This window comes from Exiguobacterium artemiae, assembly GCF_033342815.1.
In the GTDB taxonomy this organism is placed as follows: domain Bacteria; phylum Bacillota; class Bacilli; order Exiguobacteriales; family Exiguobacteriaceae; genus Exiguobacterium_A; species Exiguobacterium_A artemiae_A.
Map to the genome: position 1 here is coordinate 112777 of NZ_JAWPEN010000004.1, position 13410 is coordinate 126186.

Below are 13410 nucleotides of genomic sequence, written 5' to 3' on the forward strand. Positions count from 1 at the left end.
GAACTTATCATGAAACGAACACTTATCGTCGGTCTATCCGCAGCTGTCCTGTCATCGAGCCTGATTCCAACATTCGCTGATGCCCATACATCCCATGCAGCACGCGATATCAAGAAAGTTGAGTTTCTATCGATGGATGCACCCAATACAGTCAATGAAATGGTCAAAACATATACAGAAGCGAAAGTGAAAGTCACGTACCAAAACGGAAAAACGGAAATCAAGCCGCTCGATTACAATCAATTGTTCTTATCACAGGATAAAATCGTCGAAAATAAAGGCGCCATGATTGCTGCCGGAACACCCATCGATGTCAACGGTGATCCGATCATCGACCGGAGCGTTCCCGATAAACCGGAAGCCTTCGTCTCTGACGCACCGGATTCAAACAGTCTGCTTGAAGTCCATGGGAAAAAATATATGGTCTCACACTTTGAATATGATTCAATCGACAACGCTGGAAACGAGGTCAAGGGATTACCGGCCTCGATGACGTTGACAGAAGTCGTACAGGATAAAAAGACAGGTAAACTGGCTGTCAAAAAAGCAAGCAAAATCGATTTCAAGAACGTTAACGGTCTCTGGACACCATGTAACGGTTCAACGACACCATGGGGAACACATCTCGGTTCGGAGGAATATGAACCGGATGCCCGGGCTTTCGAGTCGGATCCGACCTCTTCTGCTTATAAAGAAGTCAATGCCTTCGCAGAACGTTACTTCGGAACAAAAGAAAAAGCGAATCCTTATTTCTACGGCTTCACACCGGAAATCTCGGTTGACCGCAAAGGAAAATCATCGGTCGTCAAGCACTACAGTACCGGTCGTTTCTCACACGAAATGATGCAGATTCTCCCGGATCAGAAAACGGCCATCTTTGGCGATGACGGTAACAACACGATGATGTTCATGTACGTCGCCGATAAAAAGAAAGACTTCTCACAAGGAACGCTGTACGCTGCCAAGTTCAATCAAACGAAAGCAACCGAAGGCGGTGCCGGGGATCTCGAATGGATCAAGCTCGGACATGCATCCGATAAGGAAGTAAAACGTTTAATCGACAAAGGAACAAAGTTTAGTGACATTTTTGAGACAGCTGACGTTCCAACACCAGGCTTTAAAGCAGTCAAGACAGCTGCCAGCAAAAAGGTCGAGTATCTGAAGCTGAAACCAGGCAAGGAAAAAGAAGCGGCCTTCCTCGAATCCCGTCGTTACGGTGCTTTACTCGGGGCAACGTCTGAGTTCAACAAGATGGAAGGCATCACGGTGAACGCACAAGACAAAAAAGCCTATATCGCACTCTCTTATGTTTCCGGCAGTACGGAAAAACAAGATGGTGCCGTTCAGGATGATATTCAGCTGGAAAAACGCGAATCCGGTGCGACGTTTGAAATCGACCTCGGTCGCGCTAAAGGCATCAACAGCCGCTATGTCCCGACGAATATGCAAGCCCTCGTCATCGGTGAGGATTTAGCGAAGCCGGATGCCTACGGCAACACAGCGAATCCGAATCTTGTTTCAAATCCGGATAACCTGGCCTATTCCGCAACATCGAACACACTCTTCATCGGTGAAGACAGCTCGTTGCACACGAATAACTTCGTTTGGGCATACAACTTGAAAACGAAGAAGCTCTCACGGATTCTGTCCGTTCCGGTTGGGGCTGAAGCGACAGGACTCCGGTCACTCGATCGTGTCGGCGGATACAGCTATCTGCTCAGTAACTACCAGCATCCGGGTGAAGGATTAAACGGAAAGCAGATTACAGCCGTTGATCCGAAGAAACTCGAACAAGCGATGCAGGAAGGCATCGGCATTCAAAAAACAGGTGGTGTCGGTTACTTGTCCGGTCTCCCGACAGGTCAGAAATCGTATTCTCACCGGTAAATCACAATAAGAACTTAGCAAAAAGCAGGCAGTGGATACTTTTAATCCGCTCCCTGCTTTTTTAGTTTCATAAGCCGGCTTTTTCGATTATGTGCGCAACTGATTGGCTTCCTGTTCCACACGTCGGAGTAATTCCTGCACGATCTTTTCCGTTTCCCGCTCGCCGCCAAGCGACAGCAGGCTTCGTCCGACGAAATTAGCCCCTTCGTTTTTCCCGGTATAAATCAACTGACAGCTCGTTTCGTCAAGCCGCTTTAACGTAAACGTCATCTCGAGCTTAAAGATTTTAGCAAGCGTAAAACCAATCGTATTTTGCTTGAAATCCTGTTCATTCCGATAGGCAAGATCCGTCACGATGTACGTCTCCAGCCGATTTCCCTGCATATACGTTTGCCGGTACGTCGAACCGACGACCTCCGGCTTCCGTTCAATCACTTCATGCTGGACGACACCCGGAATCAGGCGTTGCAACCGGTCATGATCAAAGATATGCCAGGCTTCCTCGATTGGGACATCAAGCCTTTTTTCTTCATGCCACGTAATCATCCGAATACCTCCTTTTACTGAAAAATACCCTGATGTGTGCAGTTCTAACTTCCGACGGCACACATACAGGGTATTCGGCTTATTTGAATCGGTTCGTGATGATCATTTTACCGTTTGACGTTCCAGTGCAGCACCGAGGAACTTCGCCAGTTCGAGCATACCGAATTTACCGGCCGCCGCTTCCGCGTCCGAGTTGTAATTCGTATTCGTATTGACGTCATACGTATAAATCGTCCCGTCCGCATCCTTGATGAACTCAATCCCGGCAACCGCAATCTGATTCGCCTGCAGGAATGCTTCATACTTTTGAATGATCGGATCATTAAATCCGTCGACGACTTTAAACTTCATCGGTGTTTGTGGTGCTTCTTCCCCAACCGGGCAGAACAGGTCGTCAATGACACACGCATCTGCCGGGCACAATTCGAATCCTTCCGACGTATCGACTTGGACCGCGTAGACAAACTTCCCGCCGACGAATTCACAGCGTGTAATATACGGCTCCGGTGCCTGAATATATTCCTGGATCAATGTGATACCGTCGACCGGCTCATCAAACGTCGGACCGTCAAGATACGTCTCAAGTGCCTCAATCGAATGGAACAACTGGACACCAAGCCCTTTTCCGGCGCGGTTGTGTTTGGTGATGAACGAAGACACCCCGATATTTTTCGCCGCTTCGACGATTTGATCGCGTCCGACGGCAGCCGTCGTTTTCGGCACCCGGATTCCGGCTTTGCGAAGTGCCGTATACTGATTGATTTTACTGACTTCAAGACGCAGGGCACGTGTTCCGTTGAAGACGGTCCGGTCATGTTCTTCGAGCCATGCCAGGACCCCTTCCGTCAGTTCCGGTGCATAACGGTGACCGCGTGTGTGCGACGATGCACTCATCCGGCTGTAAAAGACACCTTCCGGCGGCACTTCATCAAGCGGAACCTGCCCTTCGTCGAGGTGCCATTGTTCATACGGCAGTTCCAGTTCCTCCAGTCGTTTGATCAGATGATCCGTCCATTCCTGATTTTCGTGTAAGATATGAATTTTTGTCATTTGATTTGACCTACCTTTCGTTTTTCTTCGACGAGCGGCATGACGTCGCGCGCGAAGCGTTCCATTTCTTCCAGTTGCGGTGAGAATTGCAGGAGCAACAGGGTGACGCCGACTTCTTCAAACGCAAGAATCCGCTCGGCAATCTGTTCCGGTGTTCCGATTAAATCGGGACGGAGTCCACGGTTTGAGACCGAATAGTCATTCCGTTTCACCTGTTGTTCGAGTTGCGATTTACTGACGAAGTCGTCATAACCGGCGTATCCGGCACTGTCTTCCTTCACATCCGTAATCCGTTGCCACTCGCGCACCGCTTCTTCTTCCGTATCCCGGCAGATGATATAAGCTGCCAGTCCAAAACTTTCAAGCGGCAGTTGCCCTGTCGCTTGTCGGCGCGCCTTCATATCCTCAATCTTAACGGACACTTCTTCCACTGTTCCGCCGTGCATGACATAAGCGTCACAATGATTGACGATGGTTTGTTTGCCGGCTTCACTTTCTCCACCTGCATACAATTTGATACCCGGGCGTTGCACCGGTTTTGGATGCAGTTGTGTCTTCTCAAGCGTATAGTAGTTACCGTCAAAGCTGTACGGGGAAGCGTCTGCCCATAATCCTTTCATGATCGTGACAAACTCTTCCGTCCGGGCGTAACGTTCGTCGTGAGCCGTGAAAATACCGTTGTACTGCCGGGCTTCTTCTTCCCACCAGGCCGAAACGACGTTTAGCGTAAACCGTCCGTTGCTGAGCTGATCGATGTTCGCCGCCATCTTCGCGGTCGTCGCCGGATTATGGAATCCCGGACGGACGGCTGTCATGATTTCGAGACGCTCCGTTGTTGCGGCAATCGCCGCTGCTGTCGTCCAGGCTTCGAGACTTGGTGCTTCAAGCCCTTTGATGTCATTTAAGTTTAATTCCGCAATTAGTGTCGTCGAAAACCCGATTCGTTCTGCCGTTTGCGCGACCTGTTTCGCATAGTCGAACGTCGCCGGCATCTGTTCGTCTTCAACATTTCGTAACCATCCGCCAAAAATCGGTAACCAAAATCCATACTCCATCCGTTATGTCCCCCTTATAAAAAAATCGCTCTTCTCGAAAATCGAAAAGAGCGACGGATTGATCATGTCTGCTCTTATCTTCAAAGGAAAAATTCCTTTTAGGAAGTAGCACCTTCCGCTACGCGCGGGGTTGCTGAAGTGTCTTCGGGCCGTTCCCTCGACTTCTCTTGATAAGAATTATTGGAATTATCGTACACTTTTTAGCAGAGTAAAGCAACCATTAAACCTTGTTTTCCAATCGGAATTAATAACAGTATTAAAAAAGGACGAGAGCCAGGCTCTCATCCTCATGGTCTTAATATGGGGCAACAAACGTCGATTGTTCGACAGGTGCTTCTTCACCGCGGATACGGTCATAAAACTTCGCGAGTGTGACGCTGAAGTAAGGGCCAACCCATAGGAAAGCGATTCCGATGGTAATCAAGCCGAGCAGGAACCAACCAATGAATGAGAGGACGAGCATAAATGCTTCCATTTTATGTCCGTCCATCATTTGACGTGAACGTGTAATCGCATCCAAAATCCCGATTGAAGGTTCATCCCGTAAAATATAAAACGTCATTAGATACGAAAATGACTTGATAATACCCGGGATGATGAATAGCAAGAACCATAAACCAAGGAAAATACTTTGGACAATCGAAAGACCGACTGCCTTTAAGAAAATTTTGTATGGCTCAAATAAATCAACGATTTTTGCCTGTTCTTTCCGAGCGACAGACATCGCAAGCCATGTCCAACCAATCGCAAGTGGCAGCAAGAGAATGTTCAGTAAGAAACCGATCAAATCAATCGCTTGAATATCTTCATTCGCATCAGAAGAAAACATCGTCGGGATACTTTGAATGATGAGAAACAGTAAAAACATAAGTGCCATGAAGACCCAGCGACCACTGAGCGCTTCACGGGCGGATAATTTTAATTCTTTAATCATGGAGATCCTCCTCAAAATAAGTTCTATCCTTATTTACGGCTTATGAAGAGAGGAGTTTCACCTTTTTCAGGATTTTCCTGTTTTTAACTGATTTAAGCGTGCTTTTTCAAGTTGGCGCTGGCATGCCGTATACAACGAACGTCGTCCGTCGAGCCGCTCCATCGCAAACGAAATATCATGTTTCTTTGCCTGCGCGATGACGTGTGCTGAAGCCGCATGGGATACCCGGCTCGTCACGACGACAATCGCATCGGTCTTTTTCGCGAGACTGGCAATCTTCTTCGCTGATTGGGCATCACCCGACAGATGAATCAACTCGATACCTGTTTTTTCAAAAAATGTCCGATAGACCGGTGCTTGCTGTTCATTGCCGACGATGACGAGCCGCATGCCTTCAAATGGTGCAAAATCAAGTGGTTCCTTATCGAGGAAGTCGATGGGCTGCCCCGGTACGGACGTCGTGACGAGTGGTGTCAACGGTCGGGATTTCTTTTCACGAATCCGGCGCGTTTTCTGCTCTTGTTTTACTTTCGACTTTCGTTTCATTTGCTTCAGATAGCGTCCCGATTTTTTGACGGCTGATCCGTGAGTCGGTTCAACTGACGAAGGCCCTGGTGTGGTTGGACTGTTCGACGTTTCTAACAGTTGTACCGTCGGTTCTTCATATTGGAACGGATACTTCCAGGCAATCGTCAATGTTTCCGGACGACCTTTCCACATGACGAGATCGACGAGCTGTCCTTCTTTCAGATGGAAGAATCGCATGTCTTCAACCGGTGTGGCGTAATAAAAGGACTTACCCGTCTCATCCTTTAATGGTCCTTCGACCGTCGATTCAATGATGCCATGATTTTTAACGATACATTTTTCAAAAACGATTCGTTCAGACAGTGGCTTCATCCGGTCAGTCGCGACAACAGCCATCACTTCAAGTGTCGTCCGGCGGGAGTCCTGATGTACGACTTGGACACGGATTTCCATTCCATGTTCAAGGTTCCATTGCCGGATTTCTGTTTCCGAGATATGACTGTTCGGCCATTCCCGTAAAGAACCACCTTTTAATTCACGCACAAACGTATAGGCGTAACGTTGTTCGATGACAGGATTGATCTGTGCAGGAGGAATGACAGATTGTTCGAATGTGACCTCTTCTTCTGGTTCGCTCCACGCGATGTCCGGTTTTGCGGAGGGTGTATAGTAACGCGACATCTGCACCCATTCATCGACTCCCCGGATTTCCTCGAGCAGTAAGTCCCATTCTTCCACCGTTTCGACTACTTTCATTTTACCGGCGACTAACGTCTTCGCCTGTTCTACGATTTGTTGCATCATCTTCAACAACCCCTTTGCTTTTTTTCAACTATAGCAAGGGGCTGTCGGTTAGGTTGGTCAAAAAAAGACCTGGTTATTTTTTTGGATATGGTTAGGCCTTTATTTCGATTGACGGATCACCGAGCCGGTATTTTTCGACAGAGACAATCAAAATCGTGATGATGACAAGTAAAAACCAGGACGATAATTTCCCGAAGTCGACCAGCTCCCATCCATCCTCCTGATTCGGATACACCCATCCCTTAAAAAAGGTTACGATGTTTTCCGCCAGCCAGATGAACCAGGCAATCAATCCAAACGAGAGGGTAAGCGGCATCCGGTAGACCGTTTCATCCAGTCGGAAATAGACCCAGGACTTATAAAAGACGAGAGCGACAATCCCCATCAAAATCCAACGAAAGTCAAACAACCAATGATGGGTAAAGAAATTGGCGTACACGAGCAGACCGGTCGCTAAAGCAAACAGTGGCCGGGGAAACTGCGTAATGCGGAGATCAAAACGGCGAAATGCCTGACAAATGTAACTGGCGACGCTCGCATACATGAAACCGGCATAAAGCGGAACACCCAACACTTTGCTGAAGGCGTCTTCCGGATAACTCCAGGAGCCGACCTGGACTTTAAACAGCTCCAGTCCGAGTCCAATCGCATGGAATATTAAAATCAATTTAAACTCTTCTTTCGTTTCATAACGCGTGACAAGTAAAACGATTTGTACGAGGAGACACCAGATCAGGAGCAAATCGTAGCGGGCAATCGGCTCCGCCGGCAGATAACGGGAGGCAGCAAGTGCCAAGAAAATCGCGACCGGAAACACACAACAGATGGCCTCAAGGTATGTAAAACGGAAAAAATGGCGGATTTTTTGCATGGACGGACCTCCTTTTCATTAGTATACGGATCAGCAGAACGGATTCCCTCCATCTCAAGATGGAAAATATCGGATTCGCTTTAGTTTCTTTCCTCAAACATGGTACAGTTAATGAATCAATTTGATTTTGAAGCGAGGTGTCTCCCATCCATGAAGCAGATCATCCAAACGTCTTGGCTGTTCCGTTCCGTTCTGAAATGGGCATTATTCTTATTCGGTCTTTTTTTACTCGCTGTCGGTTCATCGATGATGATCACGGCACAACTCGGCGTCTCGACTTGGGATGTTCTGCACCTTGGTCTGCAAAATAAAACGCCGTTTTCCGTCGGCACGATCATTCTTCTCGTCGGGCTGTTGTTGGTGTTCGTCAAATACTTGCTCGACCGGATTACACCGCAGATCGGTACACTCGTCAACGCGATTTTTGTCGGCGTGTTCATGAATCTCGTTCTCGGTTCCGGCCTCCTGCCCTCTTTCTCCTCGCTTTGGCAGAATACACTATGGCTGATTGCCGGCATCTTCATCATCGGGATGGGCGCGGGACTGTACGTCGCTGTCGGCTACGGAGCCGGACCGCGGGACGGACTGACCCTGACGCTCGCTGAACGGTTCGGTACATCCATCCGGATGATGCGGACATTCATGGAAATCACCGCTTGCGGGATCGGTTGGTTGCTCGGGGGACCCGTGTTCTTCGGAACGATTTTATCGATTTTCCTGATTGGTCCGTTCCTGCAGTTTTGGTTAGGGCATTTCCGCCGGATGATTGCAGCGATTGATGCCGGTACGATTCCCCGCAAGCAACAAAAAATTAGTTAAGTCGTCTGACTCGATACCATTTCACCTGAAATGGTATCTTTTTTTGTGGATGAAGCATATTAGTTGCGGCATGAAAGCAGACACGTTATATTCGTTTACATATCAATCTTTGATACGTCAAGGATTTTTCGAACGAAGGGAAGGATGTGATGAACTTGAGTATTTCCTGTACTGAAAAAGGACGACTGATTTATGCACTCGTCTCCGTTAATAAGACGATTGCTCAAAAATTCGATCTCTGTACGGACGGCTTCAGCCAAACCCGGATGGACTTATTAGCGCAACTCGAGGTCGACACGACCATCAGTCAAAAAGAGTTGCAACAACGCGTCAATGTTGATAATGCAGCCGTGACACGACATTTAAAACACCTGGAAACGAAGGGCATGATTGAACGTGTCCGTTCCGCAACCGATAACCGTGTCATTCTCGTTTCGTTGACGGCAGAAGGCGCTACACGAATCACCCGGTTACGTCAGCAAAAAGATGAATTCCTCGAACAACTGCTTGAAGGATTCACGGCAGACGAACAGCACCAGCTGGCACAAATGATTCAACGCATTGAAACAAATGCCCTTACCTTACCTAAAACAACTGTTAATTAAAAAGGAGACTTTCAAATGACTACACAAACTGCAACTGACTTCATGGAAATCGTTAAAGGACGCCGCTCGATCCGCAACTACGACACAAACGTCAAAATCTCAAAAGAAGAAATGACACAAATTCTTGAAGAAGCGACGCTTGCTCCGTCTTCTGTCAACATGCAACCGTGGCGTTTCCTCGTCATCGACAGCGAAGAAGGAAAAGCAACACTCGCCCCGCTCGCTAAATTCAACCAGGTACAAGTCGAGACATCATCTGCTGTCATCGCTGTCTTTGGTGACATGAAAGCAATCGATCAACTTGAAAACATCTATGATACAGCCGTTGAAAAAGGACTGATGCCGCAAGAAGTCCGCGATCGTCAAGTACCTGCCATTCAAGGAATGTATGAAAATGTACCGGCAAGTGCACTGAAAGACAGCATCTTGATCGACTCAGGTCTCGTCTCAATGCAATTAATGCTCGTTGCCCGTGCACACGGTTACGATACAAATCCGATTGGCGGTTATGAAAAAGACCAAATCGCTGAAGCGTTCGGCATGGAAAAAGATCGTTACGTACCGGTTATGCTTCTTTCAATTGGGAAAGCCGTCGACGCTGGTTATCCGTCAGTTCGTCTGCCAATCAACGATATCGCAGACTGGAAATAAGCAGTACCCGTATCCATCCAAAAAATAGAGAACAAAGAAAAGGGAGATTATTACTATGACAACTCAAACAACTACAGACTTTATGGAAATCGTTAAAGGACGCCGCTCGATCCGCAACTATGACACAAACGTTAAAATCTCAAAAGAAGAAATGACTCAAATTCTCGAAGAAGCAACACTCGCTCCATCTTCTGTCAACATGCAACCGTGGCGTTTCCTCGTCATCGACAGTGCAGAAGGAAAAGCGACGCTTGCTCCACTCGCTAAATTCAACCAAGTGCAAGTCGAGACATCATCTGCTGTCATCGCTGTCTTCGGAGACATGAATGCTGTCGACAGCATCGAAACAATCTACGACATGGCTGTTGAAAAAGGCTTAATGCCGCAAGAAGTCCGCGATCGCCAAGTACCTGCCATCAAAGGCTTCTACAGCCCGGAAGATACAGATACGCTTCGTGACAGCATCCTGATCGACTCAGGTCTCGTCTCGATGCAATTGATGCTCGTCGCCCGTGCACACGGTTACGATACAAACCCGATCGGCGGCTACGAAAAAGATCAAATCGCTGAAGCTTTCGGTATGGATAAAGACCGTTACCTTCCTGTCATGCTCCTTTCAATCGGAAAAGCAGTTGACGCCGGGTACCCATCTGTTCGTCTGCCGATCAACGACATCACAGACTGGAAATAATCGTTTGAAAGCTCCGGATTCCTACTTCAGGAATCCGGTTTTTTTGTATACTGACAAAAAGGAGCTGATCCAACGATGTATGATGTGACGATTATCGGTGCCGGTGTCGCCGGAATCTTTCTGGCACACGAACTGATGGCACAAGGTCAGACGGTCCTGTTGATTGACGCCGGAAAGTCGCTTGAACAACGGACAACAAAGGAAGCCTATCTCGGCTTTGGCGGGCTCGGAAAATCGGAAGGAAAATACAACTATTCTGCCGGATTCGGTGGTGAACTCGCTGAGAAGCTGGGAACAGAGACGATGCTTCGTCTGATGCAACAAGTGGATGATATCCTTTGCCGTTACGGCGCGAATGAGGTCGATACCTATTCGACCTCCAATCCTGAGCTCGCAGCCCGGGCACGCGCTGTCGGTCTTGATACGATTGAAACGACGGTCCGTCACCTCGGGACCGGCTTATCGGAACGTGTCTTACAGCGCTTTGAAGCCGCCCTTCAGAAGCAGGTCACCTTTCGTTACGAGACGCTCATTGAACGGATTGAAAAACAATCAGATGGATTTCAGCTTACAACGGCCCGCGAAACGTTTTTAAGTCAGCGTGTTGTGTTCGCAACCGGACGTTCCGGTACTGACTGGATGCAGACGCAACTGCGGATGCTTGGACTCACTCAAGACAAAACACGCCTTGATCTCGGGATTCGGATCGAGCTGGAGGAAACCGCCTTCCGGACGCTGTTACAGGACACGTTTGAAACGAAGCTCGCCTATCCCTCAACCGCCGGAACGGCAGTCACGTACTGCATGAATCCAAAAGGACGAATCATCCGCAAACATCAGGAAGGTCTTGTCATGCCGGACGGTCAGAATTTCCGGGAACAAGCGTCCGGAACGACCAACTTGAACTTTACACTGTTTTTACCCCGTTATTTTGCAACACTTGCAGAAGCAAATCAGTTTGCTGCTTCCGTCATCGGACGGATCAATCAGGGAACAGACCGGATTGTCGTGCAACGACTCGGTGATTTGCGTGCAGCCTGTCCTACTTCCTCAACTGATCTTGCCGAAAACAAAATCAGACCGACTTTGGAAGCGACTGCCGGCCACCTGATGGAGGAAGTACCGGAAACCGATATTACCGTTCTGTTGGAATTCCTCAATCGGCTCGAGCTCCTTCTCGAAACACCGCTTTCTCCCGATACGCTGCTGTACGGGATGGACGGAAAGTTTTATGCCCCGGTGCTGTCGACGTCCCGAGTCTTCGAAACAGATATCAATGGGCTCTATGCAATCGGCGATTGCTCCGGCGTGACCCACTCATTGTCGCAAGCAGCTGCGAGCGGACTTTATCTCGGACAACACCTGACACAAAAAACAGCTGTCTTAAGAGAATAAGATCTCTTAAGACGGCTGCTTGCGCTTATTTTTTAAACGCTTCGTATACTTTCAGCTGTTTGCCTTTAACTTTTGTCGTCTTCATCGCCCGCAGGACGAGCGGACCTTTTCCGTTCAGGATTTCCACGTACGTGACCGTATCCTGAATCGTGATGATTCCGATATCTTGCGCGGTCATCCCTTCGATTTTCGCAATCGTTCCGACGAAATCAACGGCACGCAGTTTCTTTTTCTTCCCGCCGTTAAAGTACAGTTTCATGATATCGGCGTTGAGCTGCTCCGTTTTTGAAGCCCGGACATCAGCTGTCGTGATTTTTTCTTCAAATGCATCGGCTGTCCGGATCAGTTCCCGTTCAGTCGGTGCTTGGCGTCTTTCGATCGCCTGACCGCGGTACTGCTCGACTTCACGGAGAAGACGCATATCCGACTCCGTCACCAAACTGATGGCTTTTCCGAGTGCTCCGGCACGTCCTGTCCGACCTGTCCGGTGCACGTAACTTTCTTTTTCAACCGGCATATCGTATTGGATGACGTGTGTGATGTTTTCAATATCAATCCCGCGGGCTGCGACGTCTGTTGCGACGAGGTAACGGAACTCACCGGCCCGGAAGGCTTTCATGACGGCGAGACGCTCGTCCTGTTCCATTCCACCGTGAATTTTTTCGACCGGATAATCCATCGATGCCAGTCCTTGGGCGACGAAATCAACATGTTCTTTTGTCCGGCAGAAAATCATGCACCGGTCCGGGTTTTCAACGACGGTAACGTCTTTGAGAACGGCAAACTTCGTTTTATCCGTGACCTTGATATAGCTGTGTTCGATTTCTGCGATTTCCGTTGCCTTCGTCGTGATTTCAACTTGTTTCGGTGACTGCATGTAACGGTCGCTCAACTGATGAATATCTTGAGGGAACGTCGCTGAGAACAGCATCGTTGTCCGTTGTTTCGGCAATTGTTTTAAAATCGTATCCACTTGATCGAGGAAGCCCATGTTCAGCATTTCGTCCGCCTCGTCAAGGACCAGATATTTCACTTTTTCAAGCGATAACGTGCCCCGCTCCAAGTGATCAAGCACTCGTCCCGGAGTTCCGACGACGATGTGTGTCTTCTGTTTCAGTTCTGCGATCTGTCCGCGGAACGGTTGTTTCCCGAAGACAGCTGTTGCTTTAATCCGTTTATAACGGCCGATGTTCATGACATCTTCCGTGACTTGCAGAGCCAGCTCGCGTGTCGGCGTCAAAATCAATGCCTGTGGTTTGTTTTCTTCCCACTCGACGAGTTCGCAAAGGGGGATCCCGAATGATGCTGTCTTCCCGCTGCCGGTCCGTGATTTGACGATGATGTCTTTTTCCGACAAGGCGACCGGAATGACGGCTTGCTGGACATCGGTCGGTGTATGATAACCGAGCTGTTCGATTGCTTCTAGAATCGGTGCACTGAGTTGAAAATCAGTAAATGGTTTTTTGGACATAAGAATACCTCATTTATTTTATAGTTTATGTTTAAGTTAGATTTGTTAATCAGACGTGACCTCTCATTATGCGCTACTTTCAGCAGGACGTCAAAAGAGCTTC

General features: G+C 48.4%; 13 protein-coding genes and 1 riboswitch. Of the genes, 6 read left to right on the forward strand and 7 right to left on the reverse strand.

The features are described from left to right. Positions 1-9: 9 nt before the first annotated feature. A complete protein-coding gene (locus tag R7V76_RS06105) occupies positions 10-1887 on the forward strand; it encodes an alkaline phosphatase PhoX (RefSeq protein WP_318091600.1) in 1878 nt (625 codons plus the stop codon). Between the two features lie 87 nt (positions 1888-1974). On the opposite strand, the gene R7V76_RS06110 is transcribed toward R7V76_RS06105, so the two are convergent. The 6 genes from R7V76_RS06110 to R7V76_RS06135 form a co-directional block, all read right to left on the reverse strand. After that, positions 1975-2433, reverse strand: a complete 459-nt coding sequence (locus R7V76_RS06110) for a hypothetical protein (protein ID WP_318091601.1) — start codon at positions 2431-2433, stop codon at positions 1975-1977. 102 nt (positions 2434-2535) lie between these two features. Continuing rightward, positions 2536-3483 carry an ATP-grasp domain-containing protein gene (locus tag R7V76_RS06115; protein WP_318091602.1) on the reverse strand — a complete coding sequence of 316 codons (948 nt, stop codon included), beginning with the start codon at positions 3481-3483 and terminating at the stop codon, positions 2536-2538. Continuing rightward, positions 3480-4538: an LLM class flavin-dependent oxidoreductase gene (locus R7V76_RS06120; RefSeq protein ID WP_318091603.1), complete on the reverse strand. Its 1059-nt coding sequence runs from the start codon at positions 4536-4538 to the stop codon at positions 3480-3482. The genes R7V76_RS06115 and R7V76_RS06120 overlap by 4 nt, the downstream gene beginning before the upstream one ends. 71 nt (positions 4539-4609) lie before the next feature. Beyond that, a riboswitch (SAM riboswitch) is annotated at positions 4610-4715 on the reverse strand. A 118-nt stretch (positions 4716-4833) separates the two neighbouring features. Then, a complete protein-coding gene (locus R7V76_RS06125; RefSeq protein ID WP_318091605.1) occupies positions 4834-5472 on the reverse strand; it encodes a DUF975 family protein in 639 nt (212 codons plus the stop codon). A 66-nt stretch (positions 5473-5538) separates the two neighbouring features. Beyond that, entirely contained in the window at positions 5539-6804 is a 1266-nt protein-coding gene (locus R7V76_RS06130; RefSeq protein WP_318091606.1) for a DUF2325 domain-containing protein, read from the reverse strand. Positions 6805-6895: 91 nt separating this feature from the next. Next, complete coding sequence (locus R7V76_RS06135) at positions 6896-7675, reverse strand: DUF817 domain-containing protein (RefSeq protein WP_318091608.1); 780 nt, start codon at positions 7673-7675, stop codon at positions 6896-6898. Between the two features lie 150 nt (positions 7676-7825). On the opposite strand from R7V76_RS06135, the gene R7V76_RS06140 reads away from it, so the two are divergent. The 5 genes from R7V76_RS06140 (at position 7826) to R7V76_RS06160 (ending at position 11836) form a co-directional block, all read left to right on the forward strand. Continuing rightward, the gene (locus tag R7V76_RS06140) at positions 7826-8494 is read left to right on the forward strand and encodes a YczE/YyaS/YitT family protein (protein ID WP_318091609.1); all 669 of its coding nucleotides are present in this window, start codon (positions 7826-7828) and stop codon (positions 8492-8494) included. Positions 8495-8643: 149 nt separating this feature from the next. Beyond that, positions 8644-9099, forward strand: a complete 456-nt coding sequence (locus R7V76_RS06145) for a MarR family winged helix-turn-helix transcriptional regulator (protein ID WP_290828028.1) — start codon at positions 8644-8646, stop codon at positions 9097-9099. A 15-nt stretch (positions 9100-9114) separates the two neighbouring features. Beyond that, positions 9115-9750, forward strand: a complete 636-nt coding sequence (locus tag R7V76_RS06150; protein ID WP_012371831.1) for a nitroreductase family protein — start codon at positions 9115-9117, stop codon at positions 9748-9750. Between the two features lie 55 nt (positions 9751-9805). After that, on the forward strand, positions 9806-10441 hold the full coding sequence (locus tag R7V76_RS06155; protein ID WP_012371832.1) for a nitroreductase family protein: 636 nt from the start codon (positions 9806-9808) through the stop codon (positions 10439-10441). A gap of 75 nt (positions 10442-10516) precedes the next feature. Then, positions 10517-11836: an NAD(P)/FAD-dependent oxidoreductase gene (locus R7V76_RS06160; RefSeq protein ID WP_318091611.1), complete on the forward strand. Its 1320-nt coding sequence runs from the start codon at positions 10517-10519 to the stop codon at positions 11834-11836. Between the two features lie 25 nt (positions 11837-11861). On the opposite strand, the gene R7V76_RS06165 is transcribed toward R7V76_RS06160, so the two are convergent. Continuing rightward, positions 11862-13307: a DEAD/DEAH box helicase gene (locus R7V76_RS06165; protein WP_318091612.1), complete on the reverse strand. Its 1446-nt coding sequence runs from the start codon at positions 13305-13307 to the stop codon at positions 11862-11864. Between the last annotated feature and the right edge of the window lie 103 nt (positions 13308-13410).